This is a genomic window from Parapedobacter indicus (assembly GCF_900113765.1).
GTDB lineage: Bacteria > Bacteroidota > Bacteroidia > Sphingobacteriales > Sphingobacteriaceae > Parapedobacter > Parapedobacter indicus.
This window is the reverse complement of the sequence record NZ_FOQO01000003.1, coordinates 250,198-267,427: the sequence shown is the minus strand read 5'-3', so window position 1 is coordinate 267,427 and position 17,230 is coordinate 250,198. Positions and strand designations below refer to the sequence as shown.

The 17,230-nt window shown below is 48.3% G+C and carries 12 protein-coding genes; 3 read left to right on the top strand and 9 right to left on the bottom strand.

What is annotated here, in order from left to right; translation table 11 throughout:
- Positions 1 to 53: 53 nt before the first annotated feature.
- Positions 54 to 1,136: a FecR family protein gene (locus BMZ56_RS07805; protein WP_090626013.1), complete on the bottom strand. Its 1,083-nt coding sequence runs from the start codon at positions 1,134 to 1,136 to the stop codon at positions 54 to 56.
- A 48-nt stretch (positions 1,137 to 1,184) separates the two neighbouring features.
- Positions 1,185 to 1,757, bottom strand: coding sequence for an RNA polymerase sigma factor (locus tag BMZ56_RS07800; protein WP_090626012.1), 573 nt, complete (start codon positions 1,755 to 1,757; stop codon positions 1,185 to 1,187).
- Positions 1,758 to 2,081: 324 nt separating this feature from the next.
- Between BMZ56_RS07800 and BMZ56_RS07795 the strand changes: the two genes are divergently transcribed.
- From BMZ56_RS07795 to BMZ56_RS07785, 3 genes are read left to right on the top strand one after another with little or no spacing between them, the layout of a single operon-like run.
- Positions 2,082 to 3,017, top strand: coding sequence for a glycerophosphodiester phosphodiesterase family protein (locus BMZ56_RS07795; RefSeq protein WP_090626011.1), 936 nt, complete (start codon positions 2,082 to 2,084; stop codon positions 3,015 to 3,017).
- 10 nt (positions 3,018 to 3,027) lie between these two features.
- Positions 3,028 to 3,957: a sugar phosphate isomerase/epimerase family protein gene (locus tag BMZ56_RS07790; protein ID WP_177195080.1), complete on the top strand. Its 930-nt coding sequence runs from the start codon at positions 3,028 to 3,030 to the stop codon at positions 3,955 to 3,957.
- A gap of 4 nt (positions 3,958 to 3,961) precedes the next feature.
- Entirely contained in the window at positions 3,962 to 5,224 is a 1,263-nt protein-coding gene (locus tag BMZ56_RS07785) for a Gfo/Idh/MocA family protein (protein ID WP_090626255.1), read from the top strand.
- 60 nt (positions 5,225 to 5,284) lie between these two features.
- Here BMZ56_RS07785 and BMZ56_RS07780 read toward each other — a convergent pair whose 3' ends face one another.
- From BMZ56_RS07780 to BMZ56_RS07750, 7 genes are all read right to left on the bottom strand, one after another.
- Complete coding sequence (locus BMZ56_RS07780; protein ID WP_090626009.1) at positions 5,285 to 6,829, bottom strand: sulfatase family protein; 1,545 nt, start codon at positions 6,827 to 6,829, stop codon at positions 5,285 to 5,287.
- A 39-nt stretch (positions 6,830 to 6,868) separates the two neighbouring features.
- Positions 6,869 to 8,671, bottom strand: coding sequence for a prenyltransferase/squalene oxidase repeat-containing protein (locus BMZ56_RS07775; RefSeq protein ID WP_090626008.1), 1,803 nt, complete (start codon positions 8,669 to 8,671; stop codon positions 6,869 to 6,871).
- Entirely contained in the window at positions 8,646 to 10,052 is a 1,407-nt protein-coding gene (locus BMZ56_RS07770; RefSeq protein ID WP_245893133.1) for an arylsulfatase, read from the bottom strand. The genes BMZ56_RS07775 and BMZ56_RS07770 overlap by 26 nt, the downstream gene beginning before the upstream one ends.
- Positions 10,039 to 11,691 (bottom strand): RagB/SusD family nutrient uptake outer membrane protein, encoded by a 1,653-nt coding sequence (locus tag BMZ56_RS07765; RefSeq protein WP_090626006.1) that lies wholly within the window; start codon positions 11,689 to 11,691, stop codon positions 10,039 to 10,041. Before BMZ56_RS07765 ends, BMZ56_RS07770 begins: the two co-directional genes overlap by 14 nt.
- A gap of 3 nt (positions 11,692 to 11,694) precedes the next feature.
- Positions 11,695 to 15,060 carry a TonB-dependent receptor gene (locus BMZ56_RS07760; protein ID WP_090626005.1) on the bottom strand — a complete coding sequence of 1,122 codons (3,366 nt, stop codon included), beginning with the start codon at positions 15,058 to 15,060 and terminating at the stop codon, positions 11,695 to 11,697.
- 216 nt (positions 15,061 to 15,276) lie between these two features.
- Positions 15,277 to 16,533: a FecR family protein gene (locus BMZ56_RS07755; RefSeq protein ID WP_090626004.1), complete on the bottom strand. Its 1,257-nt coding sequence runs from the start codon at positions 16,531 to 16,533 to the stop codon at positions 15,277 to 15,279.
- A gap of 70 nt (positions 16,534 to 16,603) precedes the next feature.
- On the bottom strand, positions 16,604 to 17,203 hold the full coding sequence (locus BMZ56_RS07750; RefSeq protein ID WP_177195079.1) for an RNA polymerase sigma factor: 600 nt from the start codon (positions 17,201 to 17,203) through the stop codon (positions 16,604 to 16,606).
- Positions 17,204 to 17,230: the final 27 nt, after the last annotated feature.

Sequence of the window (17,230 nt, the reverse complement as noted above, 5' to 3'; positions counted from 1 at the left end):
CAAGATTAATTTATATAGATATTATTGTGCTATCGCAACGTTTGGCGTATGTATCAGAGGATAATTATTTTGCCATCAATTACTTCGTAGCTGGCGTTAATGGCCTGACAAATCACATCCAATTTCTGGTACATGGTTAGTCCTGATAAATCTGCTGTAAGCGTCCGGTTTACCAATAGGTGGTCGTCATGGATGATATCGATCCCATAATCTGACTTGAGTACGTCCAAAATATCCAGGATGGGGTGATTGACAAACCGCTGGGTTGCCCGTGTAGTGACTGCCGGGATCGGATCGTCTACCAAGACCGTAACTAAATTATTGCGTGTTTTTGAATATTCCGCCTTTTGGTTTCGGGTAAGGATGACCTCGCCGACTCGATTTTTGGTAATGACTTCCTGTGGTTTGTGGTCGCCTACCGGGTAGACAGCGACAACACCGGAAACAACTTCTACTATTGAACGTTCGTCATCGCTTTTAGGGGCATGAATCCGAAAACTTGTTCCCAGGACTTTGGTTACAATCCCGTTGCTGTATACCAAGAAGGGGCGGGATGCATCTTTGGCTACTTCGAAAAAAGCATTACCCGTCAGATGTACTTCCCTGAAATCATTGTCTGCAAAAGCCTGCGGATAGCGAATGCTGGATTCATTTTCAAGAATGATTTTACTTTGATCGGCCAAGATAATCTCCATCGGATGACCGGAAGAATTTGTCTTTGTCGTAAAAGTTGATTCGGTTAATTGGCTCGTTGTATGCTTGCCTGTTTGCATGATATGGATCAACAGGACGATAGCAACCGCGAAGGCTAATGCAGCTATCCCGATCGGTACGGATGTTTTCCAACTAGCTCTGGCGGTGTTTTTTGGGCGGGAAGCGGACGAACTGGTTTTTTGCATGACCCTCTCCGTAATGTCGTGGATCTCGGTTTCCGAAAGTACAGGTTCATTGACGGTCATTCGTAGGATGATGTCCTTAGCAAGGTTAATTTCGGCTTCTCTGTCCGGAAACTGTACCATGAATTGGGTCCAGTAGAGGGTGTCTTCCGGTTTGGATTCTAATACCCATGACCGAAATGCGTCGTCCCAAACAAAATCCTGAGTTTTATAATGCCGATAATTTTGGAAATCTTCCATCGCTTCTGCGTCTTACAATTAGATAGACACAACCTAACTCAGGAGATACTATTTCTTTTTTAAAAAAAAGAGGAGGTTCATGAGAATTAACCTCAAATCGGTGCGCAGTTTCTTTAGGGCGTTTTGCAATAAATTGGAGACGGTCTGTGGGCTGATCTGCATGATGTTGCTGATCTGTTCCCGGTTCATATCCATAAAGAATTTCAAGTATATTACTTCTTTTTGCCTGGTGGGTAGGGCTGCTATTTTCATCTTCATCTGCTGTTCCACGAACCGGAGACGTTCGTCGCTGATGAAACGTTGCTCGACAGATATCTCCATCGAAAAGAAATTAACGGCATCTTCCAGATTATCATAGGGAACGGTATCCGGTTGTTTCTGGATTTTTCTGAATAGCATTCGTCTTAGGGAAGCAAAAAGGTAAGCTTTTGCATTTGCTTCGGTGCTGAGGTGCTCCCTACGTTCCCATAACCGGATAAACAAGTCTTGAATGGTATCCCTTACCAATTCCTCTTCCCGGCAAAACTTGATGCCATATTTAAATAACGGACCGACATGCGTTTCCATTAATTCTTTGAACGCTTTCCGATCGCCGGTAATAAACTGAGTCCATAAATCCATAATATCCCCCCTGGTGTGATGACAAACACGAAGTGCTTCAACATCATTTGGTCTCTGTTAAAATTGAGGGCATAGTTACCTATCCAAGACAAACTTAATGTTATGGAAACAATAACTAATTCAACTTTTACTGATGCATTTAATAAATCAATAAGGTTTATAATATCCTATTTGTTATATAGAGACCCGCCGCTCTGTTTTATACCATTGAAAAAATAAAAATCAGTGTAAATTTCGGAAATTTCATTTTCTGTAAAAAAAATATAGTAGCGATCGAAGGGAACGGTGTCTGTATAACTAAAAGGAGAATCATACCGTTTGATTATGGGAAGACAAGTTGTTTACAGTTTTGTTGTGCTGTTTTTACTGTCCGCGTATGCATATGGACAGCCACGCTTGCACGTCATCGATTTGCCGTCGCCCGCCGAACTCCATACATTCTTTCGCTATGAGCCGCAGGGCATGGTGTTGGTAAGTGCTCATCGTGGAGGCCCGGGCAAAGGATATCCGGAAAATTGCATTGCTACCTTTGAGCATATGCTATCGAAAACCCGTGCGATGATTGAGATCGATCCCCGTTTCACGAAGGATGGGCAGATCGTGCTCATGCATGATCCAACCCTCAACCGCACGACAAACGGTACCGGAAAGGTGTCCGATTACACCCTGCAAGAGTTGAAAGGGCTACGGTTGAAAGATACGGAAGGGAATCTGACTGATTATCAGATCCCCACGCTGGATGAGGTGCTTCAATGGGCAAAGGGCAAAACGATTCTGGTCATAGACGAAAAGGATGTGCCGATGAAGGTGCGCATCCGTAAGATTACCGAACATAAGGCAGAAGCTTACGCAACCGTCATCGCTTATTCGGTGGCGGATATCCAAGAAGCCTATGCATTAAATCCGGCCGTCATGATGGAAGTAATGGCCGGGAAGCCATCGCAACTGGATGCGCTGGATACTTGCGGTGTGCCGTGGCAAAATATGATCGCATTTATCAGTCATAATTTGCCCGTGGATACCGCGATGGTCGAGCAAATACATAAAAGGGGCGCGCTGTGTATGCAGGGCAGCTCACGCAACGTCGACAAACAATTTGTTGCGGGGGAGATTGATGCCGCTACCTTGCAAGAGGGGTACCAGATGATCCTCCATTCCGGAGTGGATATCATTGAGGCGGATTTGCCCATTGAAGCAGGTAAGGCAATAAACGTGGTTAATAGCGAAAGAAATGTCAACAGTCCCTATTGGAAGAACTAAACCACATAGCATGGACCATACGATCTCGCGGAGACAATGGTGCAAACACATAGCCACATTGACCATCGGTGGGCTGATCGCTCCGGAGCTTTACGCATGGAGGGGTACTGAAAATCCGGTCATTGGGATACAAACCTACAGCTTACGGGACCGGTCGTTAACGGATGCAATTGCTGCAATGGTAACCTTGGGTATCCGGGATTGCGAATTGTGGTCGGGCCATATTGAACCGGAGGAATACCGCTGGCAAAGGGGATTGTCTGCTTCGAAACTGCGAGAAAGCCAGCAGCAGCTGCACAAGTGGCGCAAGAACCTCCGTATGGATACAATCCGCTCGATTAGACAGCAATTTGATCGGGCAGGTATCCGTATCCTTGCCTATAACGCCAATTTCAAGGATAACGCCAGTGATTTTGAAATTGATCAGGGGTTCCGCATCGCACAGACGCTGGGTACCAACACCCTCAATTCTTCGGCAACCGTCAGCATCATGGGCCGGCTCGATCGGTATGCACAGCAATACCGGATACGCGTGGGTATGCACAATCACGCAAATGTGGATAAACCGAATGAGTTTGCCACGCCCGACAGTTTTTCGAGAGGAATGGCCGGTAAATCTTCTTATATCGGGATTAATCTGGATACCGGGCATTTTACTGCGGCTAATTTTGATCCGCTGGCCTATCTGAAAGAAAACCACCGGCATATCTTCAGCATTCATCTCAAAGATCGCAAGAAAAATCAGGGAATACGGACTCCTTTCGGCGAAGGGGATACGCCATTGGCCGCTATGTTGCGGTTGATTAACAAAAACGGATGGTCGATACCTGCATTTATCGAATATGAATATGAGGGGATGGATACGATGGTTGAACTTCGCAAGTGCCTGGATTTTTGCCATCGTGTGCTCGGAACTAACGGAACTAACGAAACAAAATAAAAAAATGGATAGACGATCTTTTCTTAAGCAGTCGGCAACGCTTTCGGGTATTGCGATTGTACCTCGTTTTGTACTGGGAGGAAAGGGGTTTCTGGCGCCTAGTGATCGCCTCACGTTGGGGTTTATCGGTACGGGCCGCCAAGCGTTGACATTACAGAAGAATTTTACGGCTACTGAACGCATCAAGATTGTGGGCGCCGCCGACGTATACCGATCGAAACTGGAACATTTTGTTAGACAGCTTTCGGCTTATTCCGATCAGTCATCGGCGAATTGCCGGAAATACGACGATTTCCGTGAACTGTTGAACAATGGTTCGATTGATGCAGTGGTCATCAGTGCACCCGATCATTGGCATGGCGTGATGGCGACTTTGGCCGCTGATGCAAAAAAAGATATTTATTGTGAAAAGCCATTGGCGCTTACGATCCAAGAAAGCCGAGCTATTGTAAAAGCAGCTGCCAGAAACCAGGTTGTCTTCCAAACGGGTAGCATGCAACGATCTGCCGAAGAGTTCAGGAAGGCGGTCAACGTAATCCGTAATGGCTACCTAGGTGAAATTACGCAGGTGCGGGTAAACATTGGCGGGCCACCGGTTCCGTTTGATCTGCCGGAGGAGAAACTCCCCGCGGATCTGAATTGGGAGATGTGGTTGGGTCCGAATGACGAGGTGCCATATAACCACGAGTTAGCTCCGGTGATCGGCGATCCGATGTGGGCGAGATGGCGGTATTATATTGGCTTGGGAGGAGGCGACATGACTGATTGGGGCGCTCATATGTTTGATATTGTCCAATGGGCACTGGACATGGACGGCAAAGGTCCGGTATCGATCACTCCCCCCGACGGTAAAGATACATCAGTGCTTACTTATCGATATGATAATGGCGTTGTGATGACCCAATCAGATGCAGAAAAAGGACGATTTATTGTGTTTGAAGGGACCGAAGGGCAACTACGGGTACAACGGAGATTATTGGAAACCAATCCGAAAAAACTGAAGGACACGATTATTGATGCCGCTTCGGAAAAGGTTTACCACAGTGAAAACCACTACATCGATTTTCTGGATGCGATCCGATCGAGGAAGCAACCTATTTGTCCGGCTGAAGTGGGGCATCGCACCAATACGGTATGTTTGATTGGGAATATTGCTTACCAACTGGGTAGGTCCCTGCGTTGGGATTATGTGAATGAATGTTTTGTGGACGATGAAGAAGCAAACGCGAAACTGGGGAGGCGCTTGCGTAGACCCTGGATCATTTAAAAAAGCGTAACCCGGTTCTTAACGGAAGCCGGGATTACGCTTTTTCGATGCGCTGTTCTTTTACTGCAATTTTAGTTGTTCGACGTCGCCCGATTGACCCCGGATCGCTTCATATCGATCGATCATCTCTTTCAGCTTTTCCGGCTCGGCTTCCGCCAGGTTGTTTTGTTGTCCCATATCGTTTTTTACATTGTATAGCTGATAGGCTGTCGAATTACCCAATTCAATATTTACCTGTTTGTTGCGTGCCGGTCCGTTATACGGGGGTATCATTACCCAGTCACCTTTCCGCAATGCCGTGCGTGAACTCGCTTCCACGATCAGTTCGGTCCGGCCCTGGTCGGTGTCGCCCAGCAGTGCATCCAGCAGATTTTGGCTATCGCTGCTTTCCGAATGCTGTCCGGTTAAACCGGCCAAGGAGGCAAGGAGGTCCATTTGGCAAACGACCGCATCGGATACACCCGGATTGATCCTTCCTTTCCATTGTACAATAAAAGGCACCCGTGTACCCGCTTCGTAGAGACTGTATTTGCCTCCCCGCAACGGTCCCCAAGGTTTGTGGTCGCCCAACTTCTCCACCGCATCGTCGTAGTAGCCGTCGTTCACCACCGGACCGTTGTCGCTGGAGAAGATCACCAGGGTGTTTTCCAACAGGCCTTCATCTTCCAGGGTTTTCATGAATTCCCCGATGCACCAATCCGCTTCGACGATCACATCGCCGCGCGGTCCTAAACCTGATGCGCCCACAAAGCGGGGATTGGGTGTACGGGGAACGTGGGGTTGGTGCAGGGCATAATAGAGGAAAAACGGTTTGTCGGTATGCTCCCTGACGAAGGTTTGTGCTTTCGTGAGGAACGTATCTGCCATATTTTCGTCGACCCATTTTGCCTTTTCGCCACCTTTCATGAAACCGATACGCGGAATGCCGTTTACAATACTGTTATTGTGCCCATGGTGCCACCGCATCCGAAGAAGTTCCGGATGATCAAGCCCGGTGGGTTCCCCTTCGAAATTTTTGCTGTAATCCACTTCGATCGGGTCGCCGGCTTCCGCATCCACTACACTTCCGTTTTCAATAAAGACCGTGGGTACGCGATCCTGGGTGGCCGCCATGATGTAAGCGTAATCAAACCCCACTTCATTCGGCCCTGGTGCAATGTGCTGGTTCCAATTGACGTGACCGGTACCCAAACCGAGGTGCCACTTGCCGACGACGCCTGTGCGGTAACCTGCTTGTTTCAGCATTTTCGGTAGCGTCTGCTGTTGTGTGTCGATCAGCAGCGGTGCCGTACCGGGTAAAATCTTGGCATCCTTGTTCCGCCAGGGATACACACCGGTAAGAAGGGCAAAGCGGCTGGGCGTACAGGTAGACGAAGTTGCATATCCATTGGTAAACCTGAGACCTGCTGCGGCTAGCTTGTCCATATTCGGTGTTTTTAGGACCGTTGCCCCATAGGCACCTACATCGCCGTAGCCGAGGTCGTCTAGGTAGATAACGACAATGTTGGGTTGTTTTTCCGCTCCTTTGCCCTGTTCCGTCGTATTACAAGCCGATATGACGAGCAGCGCCAAAAGCAGAGAAGAGTAAAGATTTGATCGTTTCATTGGTTCTATTTGTTTAATGGATTTGAAAACTTTTTTAACTTACCACCATTTCCATTCGTCAAGGTGTTTTTTCAAATAAGAAACAGCGGGTGGTGCGCCATAATACCTCACTTCGCCCTCGGGCATGACAATCACGCATACAGACCTTCCGTCTTTAGCGGCTTCCACGTAGCCGGCAAGACTGTTGTCTTTGGCTAGGAAAACATTCCGGTATTGGTCGAGATTGGCTTGCCAAGCCAGCATATCGCCATGCGCGTCTCCATCCGCAACGATGGGTAGCTTGCCTACCCATCGTTCATGATACGGGAAGTGCCGGACCCAATCGATATTGCCAAAGTGCGCACCCGGTACCGCGTTATATCCGCCGTCGTTATACAGCCCCTCGTCGTACACAAGATACGCATTCAGCAGGGTATAATCCAATTCGGGATAAAAAAGAACACCTGTTGCTACCATTGGTTTAATGACCTGTTCTTTGAAATCATCCCAAGGCAGATTCGCTTTCCCTGCTTGGTAACTGGCAAGAAATTGTTTGTGTTCTGTGTCGTCCATTTCAGGAGGTATCATAAAGTTGGAAACATGGTCCGCCGGTTGTCCATCGAACCATATTAACCGATGGCCGTAATTTTCGGGACAATCTACAATTTCGATGTCATAGCCTTTTCGGGCCGCATAGGCCCGTGCTTCGCGTACGGTTCGACTCATGCCCTGTTCGTTCAGTACATCGGTTTCCTTGGTTTTTACGCCAATGAGATGAAAGCCGAGATTCACCATGGAGTCTACCATGCCCTCACCGCCTACGGGCGTTTTATGCTGGGTCTGGTAGATGTGGTACACGCCTTCGGGGATGAATTGGTCTGCCGGTCGAACGATCGTTTTCCGGGAGATGGCCGAAGCGGCATCATCAGTAAGTACCTGCAGCGCTTCAACCGCATAATACGTACTGTACAGCCGTGAATTCCAGCCGGGGTGGTCTCCAAATCCGCCGTCCGCATTCTGTAATCCGTTGAGCCAATCGATGCAGGCCTGCATCTGTTTCGGTTGGGTCCCCAATTCGTGCAGGGCCATGACCGCAGCCCAGGTATACCACACGTCGGATCGGTTGGAAGCCGATGGATGATCGGGACTCCACCCAAACCCACCGTCTTCCTGCTGGCATGCTTGTATCCACCGGATGCACGCATCGCGATTTGGAATGGGCAAGTGAAGTGTGGAGAGAGTGCGGACGGCAGCATGTGTATGAATCAGGTGGTTGCCGAAACAACCTGCGGCTAGCTGCTTGCTGCGGATGAATTTGGCCACCGCATCCGTTTTTTCGATTTTTCCACCAAGTGCGAGAATCCCGGCAGTCATATGCCAAAGTGACTCCATATCGAAAAAGATACCTTTGAGGTAATCCCTGAATTCGGTGTAATTTTTTCGGGGGATGTACGTGAATTTCCAAGACGAACCGGGAATTATCCCCGGTTCCCGGTGGTCATTTCTGCCATATAAAGCATACAACGATGCCTTTTGGTAGAATGACCAATACCAGGGTCCGTTTTTCCAAGGGGCTTTTTCCATCCACGATTGGCCTCCGTTTGCAAGGCACGAATCGGCATCGGGAAGGGAAGCCCCAAGCAATTGGAGTGTTCGAACCGCTGGGAATGTCCATGCTACATCGGTATACATCTGATCAATGGGGCCAAATGCTCCGTTCGGTTTTTGGCAGGATCGTACGTACGCGACGGTAGCTGCGTGATCTACGCGAACAGGTGTTTGGCCGTTGGCCGAAATGACCAGACTCAAGAGCAAACCCATGCCCATGAGCCGCTCTCTATTTTTTGAAAAAAGGGGAATCATTTCTTACCGTTTCTAAAAGGATTTTCATCTGTTGGATAATTTCCGGATGATTTGCCGACTGATCATGGGTTTCCGACGGATCAGTTGTGATGTCATACAGTGCGATTTCAGCGTTTGGATGATCGTGCAGGCCAGTCCGTATCCCTTTCCATTTACCCATTCTGATTGCCTGATCGTTGAGGTAGGTCCGGGGAAGTTGCGAGTCGGATTTTTCCCAATTGTAATTGTACTCAAAATATTCCCAATACAGATAATCATGCTGTTTTGGAAGCTCCTTACCCTGCAATACGGGGAGGTAGGATATTCCGTCGATGTGCTGCGGGATGGGAATACCGGCGAGCTCACAAGCGGTTGGTAGGAAATCCTGAAAGGCACTCAGCTGGTCGCTGATTTGTCCGGGCGTAATTTGTCCGCTCCATTTTACAATAAGCGGCACGCGTATACCGCCTTCGTAAAGCTCGGTTTTGTAACCACGGAAGGTGCCGTTGCTACGGAATCTCCTGCTGATATTTTTTACCGGACCGTTATCACTGGCAAAGAAAACTACGGTATTTTCGTCCAGTTTGAGTGTGCGGAGAAGATCCAAAATCCTGCCGATGTCGCGGTCGAGACGGGTGACCATGGCTGCGTAGTGACGTTCGTTTTCTGACCAGGGTTTATCGGTATAAGGCTTGTCATTGGGCCCTTCGTACCGTCCGTGCGGTAAGGTAAAAGGGAGGTATAGGAAAAATGGATCTGTTGCATGTTCGCGTATAAATTGTTCGGCCCCGTTAACAAACAACTCATGGCTATAGGCCGCTCTGCCGTTGGCATCATTTCCGGGCAACCGGAGTTTTTCTTCATTTTTCCATAAATGACCGGGAAAGTAATCATGTGCTTCGCGCTGGTCGAGGTAGCACAACGATTCATCAAACCCCTGACTGTTGGGCCCTCCCCCGGATTTGGGGCCACCCAGTCCCCACTTGCCAAATATTCCTGTATGGTAGCCTTGCTGCTGAAACAACCGGGCTACCGTGACGGTCGTTTCCGGCAGTGGAACGTTCCCCTCGGTGTCCCACGCATAATTGCCTCGTATGTAGGTGTGTCCGGTATGCTCGCCAGTCATCAGCACATTACGCGAGGGAGCACACACGGTGCTGCCGGCATAGTGTTGTGTAAAGCGTATGCCTTCGGCAGCCAGTTGATCTAGATGGGGTGTCTGGATCAATTGTTGCTCATAGACACCGATGTCCGCATAACCCAGGTCATCGGCCAGAATAAAGATAACATTCGGCCGGTTGGGCTGTCCTTTCGCATGGGCATGGCCAGCGAGCATCCACAGTCCTGCAAATACCGCATATCGCATGAGGTGTTTGACGATTTGGCGACTAATAACCTTCATTCTGACCTAAGTTAGGATTGATATTACGTTCCGCCTGAGGTACGGGCCAACGGTAATCGGTTGCTGGCCGGAAACGCCGGGTCGTCACATACCAGCGATGATAGGGATCATCTTCGTTGTCTTTTTTGCGCATACGGGTAGCCGTGGGGTAAGGCGCGCCATAGAAATCGGCATTCAGTATGGTTTCAGCAGTTTTCCAGCGCAGCAGGTCCCAATACCGTATCCCTTCAAACGCAAGTTCAATCCGGCGTTCATTTCTCAGTATCGGTCGGAGCTGTTCAGCATTGGTTACGGTAATCGGAGGCATGTTGACCGATGCCCGGCTTCTTACCTCGTTAATGGTTGCATCGAGCAGTGCTTGATCAATGGGGTCCCCCGCTTCGAGCTTGGCTTCGAGGTAGCTTAGCAGTACCTCTGCATAGCGTATAATGGGTATATTGGTTCCCGAGTTTGCCAGTTGTCCTGAAAAATCGGCCTGCATCATTTTTCGGATACCGTAACCGGTTTGCGTGGTTTGTTTCCCGGCACCCAACTGATCGGGAGAAGTCGTGGAGTCCGGATGGGTAATGTAGCGAGTAGTGCCAAACGTGTCCCCATTAAATAAAATGGATGCTTTCAAACGAGGGTCGCGGTGAGCCGCAATATCATTGGGATCATAACGGGGGTCCTCATAGGAGAAAGGCGTGCCATCCTCAAACGAGTACGCCTCCACGAGGCTGCCCAATGGACAGAAGATGTGCCAGCCACCTTTTACAGCGGGGAAAAAATGCTGAAACATCGCATTGGAAGCGTCATTTTCCACATATTGCGTGCTGAAAATATGCTCATTACTGTTTTTATGACTCACCAGAAACAGGGCTTCATAGTCAGGATCGATCTGATTGTCCCCATAGTCGATGATCCGCTTGTAGGTGGTCGCCGCTTCGGCATACTGCAATTCGGCAAGTTGCGCACGACCTAAAAAGGCAAGAGCCGCTTGTTGGGTAATCCGTCCGGTTTCCGCACTGGGCAGTGCTGCATGCCGGGGCAATGCATCTACCGAACCGGTCAATTCGTCGATGACAAACTGCATCACGTCGGCCTTCGGCGTGCGGGTAAGGATATTGGCCTCCTCCGGGGTAAGCGGAGCAGTGACCAGCGGCACATCGCCCCAATATTGTGCTAAGTAAAAATATTGACATGCCCGGATGACACGTGCTTCCGCGGAAAACCGGGCTATTTTGCCTGCATCCATCGGTACATTGCCGATGTTTTCGAGGAAGTCGTTTGCTCGTGCTATTTTTTGATAACTGCGCTCCCAGTAGTGAGTAATGAACGCATTGGTAGCCGTATTGGTTCCATTCGTTAGCTTATGTGTTGCCGCATTGTCACCCCGGCGGTCATAAGCGTTGTCCGTAGCAAATTCCAAAAACAGCAGACCGTTGTAGGACCACCAGTCGGTGGGATTGTATTCGGGTGCGTTCACTAAAATGTTTCCGCGGTATACGCCGTTCAATGCCAGTAAGGCATTGCCCTCGCTTGCCCAGAATGTTTCGGAAGCAAACTGATCAAGGGGGGATTTTTCAAGTTCTTTTGCACACGATCCGAAAAGGGATGCGATCAGGAAAAGGGGATATATGGAGTTGAGTATGCGCTTCATGAGTTAAAAGGTTAAGTTCAAACCAAACGTATAGTTAGCAAAAATGGGATAATATGAACCGTTGGTGTTGATTTCCGGGTCCCAACCTTGACGGTATCTATTCCAGGTATACAGGTTTTCCGCGGTTACGTAGAATCGAATTCCCTGTACTTTCCAACCTTGTATAAGGGATGCAGGCAAACCATAGCCCAGTTGGATATTCTTTAACCGCACATACGAAACATCCGGTAACCAGAAGGATGATTCAACCGTATTCGGAGTGCCTTGATTGGATATCAGTTCGAGCCGTGGATAAGCAGCATCGGGATCGGGATTTTCGGGTGTCCAACGGCCCTCCATCATCCAGCGTTGAATGGATGCGGTATTATAGAACGCGTAGCCGGCATATCCAACAAGTTTTCCTTTTACCTTGGCTACACCCTGAATCAACGCATTCAATTCAAATCCTTTGTACTTAGCGCCCAAAGCCAGACCGAAGGTGTATTTTGGAATCCGACTGCCTAAGACCACACGATCGTATACCGGATCTACCTTTCCATCCGGTACGCCATCGGGTCCACTAACATCGCGGTATTTGATATCCCCGGGATGCGGTTGCGGATTGATCTGCGAGATATCCGGACCAGCAGTGATTTCAGCATCGTTGGTATACAGCCCCTCGGCAACGTAGCCGTAATAAAGCTGCATGGGATGGCCGATAAACAGGTCGCTGCCATTGCCCACCATACCGTTTGGCTGGTAGATATTTCCTACCCCTAGATCCAACACCCGGTTGTTGATAATGGAAAAATTAGGTTCGACAGAGAAGTGCACATCACTGAGCTGTTTGCGGTAATAAGCGGTAAACTCCCATCCGTGGTTGCGTAAACTCCCTGTGTTTGTCTCTGAAAGTTCTTTCCCCAAAACTTTCGAAACACTGGCAGACGGCTTGTAAAGGATGTCGAACGTCTTCCGGTTGAAGTAACTGGCGGTAAGTCCCAGTTCACCGCTTAATACCGATACATCAATGCCCGCATCCGTGGTGCGTGTAGTTTCCCAATGTAGGAGGGGGTCGGTAAGCGTGGTCGCTGCAACACCTGTGCCGAGCACGCCCCCAAAGGGATACCCGTAGCCTGATTGGAGAACCGTTTGATAGGGATAATTGCCATTAATGTTATCCGAGCTCTGAATATTCTGATTTCCTAATTCGCCATAGGAAGCCTTCAGTTTGAAGTCATGCACCCAGGGTAGTGCCTCTTTGAAAAAGCCTTCTTCGGATAAGCGCCATCCGACGGCTACGGAAGGAAAAAAGGCATATTTCTTGTCTGTTGGAAACCGGGAGGATCCGTCGTAACGTACGGTGCTTTCGAGCAAATACTTATTGGCGAAGTCGTACCGCAGGCGACCAAAAAACGATTGCAGCGCCCATTCGGTGGCCGTACCCGCAACAGTTTGCCCGTCGGGAGAGCCCACATTGATTTCCGAAAGATCGTTCCCGGGCAGTTTGTCACGATATCCTGTCAATTCGTCAAACCGATTGGCCTCAAAGGAATATCCGGCCAATATGCCGAAATGGTGGTCGTTGATGGTTTTGTCATACTCTGCAAGTGCCTGCAGTGTACTGTAAACAGTGGCCTCGTTGAATTGATTGACACTGGTGGGGCCCAGCAAAATGTTGGGGTTCAACCGTTGGGAAGCTAAGAACCGTTTCTGGTACCGATTGTTGCGTTGGTATCCACCTATCGCTGATAATTTCAGGTCCGCCAATACCTGCCAATCCAATCGCATGTTGGCATTCAATTCAAAAGGTTTATCCAGGTAAAACGACTCACTGCTGATATAGGAAAGAGGCGTTCCCATTTGGGCATGGCCGGTGCCGAAATCACCGTTGGAAAGTTGACCGACATAAACCGACGGAATCCGTACCGCAAGGTTGATGATGTCTGGCATTTGAGTGTGTTCGATGCCACCCGGAGGAGCGGGTTCATTGATTACCTCATTCACTCCGGAAAGCCTGGTAAAAAGTGTTAGCTTATCCGAAATTTTATTGGTCAGGTTCAACCGCACGTTATACCGCGAATAGTCATTTCTTTCCAGTAACCCTTGTTGATTGAGGTAACCGAGCGATACCACATATTGCGTAGTTGCATTGCCTCCATTGAGCTGCAAATTGTGAGCAGTCTGTATGGGATCCCTCGAAAATACTGCACCGATGAAATCGCTGTTCGGAAAATTATCCGGGTCTGAGCCGTCTTTGAACTTCTGAATATCTTCGGCTGTGTAGACTTCGTTTCCGGTGGCTTCGTTGTAAAGCTCGGCATATTCCCACGAGTTGACCAAGTCAGGCAACTCCGTAGCTTTTTGAATGCCGACACTTCCGCTGTAATTGATCTGCGTTTTGCCGTCTTTTCCCAGTTTAGTCGTGACTAAGATGACACCGTTTGCGGCCCTTGATCCGTAGATGGCCGCCGTGGAGGCGTCTTTTAATACCGATACGCTTTCAACGTCATTGGGATTCACGTCATTGAGATTTCCCGGTATCCCATCGATTAACACCAGTGCGGCGGGGCTGGCCCCAAATGAACCCACACCACGTACGGATATTTCGCCACCAGCGGATCCAGGTCTTCCCGTTCGCTGAATAACGGTTACGCCAGGCATCTGCCCGGTCAGGGCGTGCGATAGCTGAGGAACACTCCGTTCGCCAATCTGCTCGGCGCTTACCTGCGAAACCGAACCAATCACACTTCCCTTTTTTTGCGTGCCATATCCAACGACAACCACTTCTTCGAGATCGCTGACAGATGTCTGCATCTGGACATCAATACGGGTACGGCTCTCGATGGCTTGCTCGGTAGCTTCGTATCCGATGGTGGTGAATAATAAGACATTGCCACTTTCGGGAACAAGAATCCGATAATTGCCGCCGGCATCGGTATAGGTTGCTACGGTTGTACCTTTAACCGTTACCGTAACTCCTTCCAATCCATTTCCTTCTTCGTTTATAACACGACCGGTTACTTCATGTTGAGGTAAAGGCCTCTCTTCGGCAATGGATAATTTACGTGTTGGTTTTGATCGGGATTGAATAATGATGGTGCCATCTTCCAGTTCCCAGGTCAAGGGGAGCCCTGCCAATAGCTTGTTCATCGCCGATTTGAGTTCCTCATTCCGGAAGGTTACGTTAACCTTAGTATAGGCAACATCTTTCCCCTTCAGGAAAAAAAGATAGCCGGTCTGCGCTTGGACTGATCGCATAGCTTCGGTCAGAGACACATTTCGTGCAGTTAAGGTGACGGGTTGTGCAAGGGATGCCGCCGTAGCCTGCACAATAGTTATTGTAGTAAGAAACAGCGCCAATTTCATGGTTACGCGTATATAAAAATTCATAAGTTTGTATGTTTTTGGTCAAGTTACACAAATGATTACGTTGCATTGGTTTAACGCCAGCGAGTGGTCATACATCCAAGAACTGCCGGGTAGTGTCATCACCACTATCCGGTTGTTTATTAAATCGATGTATGTGATTCAAATCATGTTTATTTTTTTTCCATATATGCTAATTTATAAGTGTTAATAAATTGGTTGTTTACTATTATCTTGCTATTAGGGAAGTACAATCAACCTGACTCGCTTCCCTTTTTTGTCAATTGTAAAGTTTACGCCGCTTTTCTTTAATATGGTCAGTGCTTGTGTGAGGCTCCGGTCGCGCCGAATATCTCCAAAAAAATAGGCTTCCGGTATTTCACCGGCGTATACAATATCCACATCGTACCAGCGCCCCAACTGTTGCATTACTTCGTGCAATTCAGTTTCCTTAAAGCTGAATAGCCCATTTTTCCAATTTATAAATAACGAAACGTCGACCTGATTAATCGTAACTTCCGTATCTTTTACAATGCTTTGCTGCCCCGGTTTGAGTACCGTATGTTGCCGGTTTCGACGGCCCGTACGCCCGTGTTCCGAGGGTGTGACTCGCACAGCACCCTCGACTAACGTCGTTAGGGTTTTTTCTTCTTCCGAATAGGCAGCGATGTTGAATTGGGTGCCGAGGACTTCTACGGCCTGACCCTTAGTGATTACCCGGAACGGAATTTTATGTGAATCGCCACCTGCAGATTCCATTGTTTTCGGTAACACCTGTTCACTCACATCAAAATAGGCCTCGCCCGTTAATTCAACTACCCGTTCTCTCTCGTCAAATCGCGATGGATAGCTAAGTGACGAAGCTGCATTGAGCCAGACCTTGGTGCCATCCGATAACGTAACTTGATAAGTACCTCCTTTTGGCGTAGTGAGGGTAAGTGAATGACCTTGTTCGTTTGTTCTCCTATTGCCCTGTTTACCAAGTACGGAACTTCCATCAAGGTACGAAATCCCATCTCCGACAACAATGCCTGCTTGTTCGGTGCTCAGTTGTATGGTTCTACCGTCGCTCAGTGTCAGGGTAGCACGGTTGCCTCCGGGTAGTACATCATCAACTTCGGTAACAGCAATTCCTCCGGTTTTTCCGGTCTTTGGCTCCCAATTGTAAAGAATGATGCCAATCGATAGTATTGCGAGTAGGACAGCGGCAATGGTCATCAGCCGTTTGGAAAGTAGGAAACGGTCAAATCGGTATTGTTGTTGCGGTAGGTTGCTACCGAGTCTTTTTTCTACGCGCGCTGTCAGTGCCGCGAGTTTATGCTGATAAAGTAATTCGATGTGCCGATCCTCGTCAAAGGCGGATTGAACGAATTGCCGGAGCATGGTATCATCGTCCAATAGATGAAGATGCATAAAAAGCTCCCGGACTTCCTGTTCCGTGCACTCCCCATTCAGATATTTTTCGAATAATGCCCGTAAATGGTGCTGTTCATCCATTGTAATTTATATTGGCTATTTTAAGCTAATACGAATGGCAGCGGAAAAGTCACGGTTCAGATCTGACTTTTTATTGGAGTAACAAACTTACTGTGAGTAGCATCAATGCATCGTGATTGACAACCAATTTGCTTTTAAGGTAATGCATTGCTTTTTGGAGATGATCGTTCACCGTCGTAGTCGCAATGCCAAATTCGTCGGCTGCTTCTTGGTAACTTTTTCCTTCCAGTTTGCAGGCAATAAAGATTTTTTTCCGTTGGGCGGGCATTTGAACAATCAGTCGATCCAATAGACTGGCGTATTCTTTTTTGAAAAGCGCTTCTTCAATGTGTGTGTACAATTCGGTATTTCCGGCTATGATTTCTTCTAGAATGGATTGCTCTTTTTTTGCTCTTCTGAAAAGATCAATTACCCTATTTTCCGCAATTCGGTATAAATAGGATTTGAATGGCTGCTCAGGATCTATGGACGTTCTGTTTTCCCAAACTTTCAAAAAGATATCCTGCATGACTTCTTCGGCCAGAATCTCTGATTTAAGCAGACGGAGTAGTCGATGACCTATTCTATTTTGGTACGTGTGGTAAACTTCGGCGAATGCTTTTTCGTCTCCACAGCGAAGCCGGGTCAAGATCTTGCTTTCCTCCTCGGTATTTATTGGTTTTGAGCGCACAGTCCGCTTGAATGCAATTTGGCATAA

Coding starts and splice junctions, on each gene's coding strand:
- BMZ56_RS07805 (WP_090626013.1), bottom strand. CDS start 1,136: ATGGAAGATTTCCAAAATTATCGGCATTATAAAACTCAGGATTTTGTT.
- BMZ56_RS07800 (WP_090626012.1), bottom strand. CDS start 1,757: ATGGATTTATGGACTCAGTTTATTACCGGCGATCGGAAAGCGTTCAAA.
- BMZ56_RS07795 (WP_090626011.1), top strand. CDS start 2,082: ATGGGAAGACAAGTTGTTTACAGTTTTGTTGTGCTGTTTTTACTGTCC.
- BMZ56_RS07790 (WP_177195080.1), top strand. CDS start 3,028: ATGGACCATACGATCTCGCGGAGACAATGGTGCAAACACATAGCCACA.
- BMZ56_RS07785 (WP_090626255.1), top strand. CDS start 3,962: ATGGATAGACGATCTTTTCTTAAGCAGTCGGCAACGCTTTCGGGTATT.
- BMZ56_RS07780 (WP_090626009.1), bottom strand. CDS start 6,829: ATGAAACGATCAAATCTTTACTCTTCTCTGCTTTTGGCGCTGCTCGTC.
- BMZ56_RS07775 (WP_090626008.1), bottom strand. CDS start 8,671: ATGATTCCCCTTTTTTCAAAAAATAGAGAGCGGCTCATGGGCATGGGT.
- BMZ56_RS07770 (WP_245893133.1), bottom strand. CDS start 10,052: ATGAAGGTTATTAGTCGCCAAATCGTCAAACACCTCATGCGATATGCG.
- BMZ56_RS07765 (WP_090626006.1), bottom strand. CDS start 11,691: ATGAAGCGCATACTCAACTCCATATATCCCCTTTTCCTGATCGCATCC.
- BMZ56_RS07760 (WP_090626005.1), bottom strand. CDS start 15,060: ATGAATTTTTATATACGCGTAACCATGAAATTGGCGCTGTTTCTTACT.
- BMZ56_RS07755 (WP_090626004.1), bottom strand. CDS start 16,533: ATGGATGAACAGCACCATTTACGGGCATTATTCGAAAAATATCTGAAT.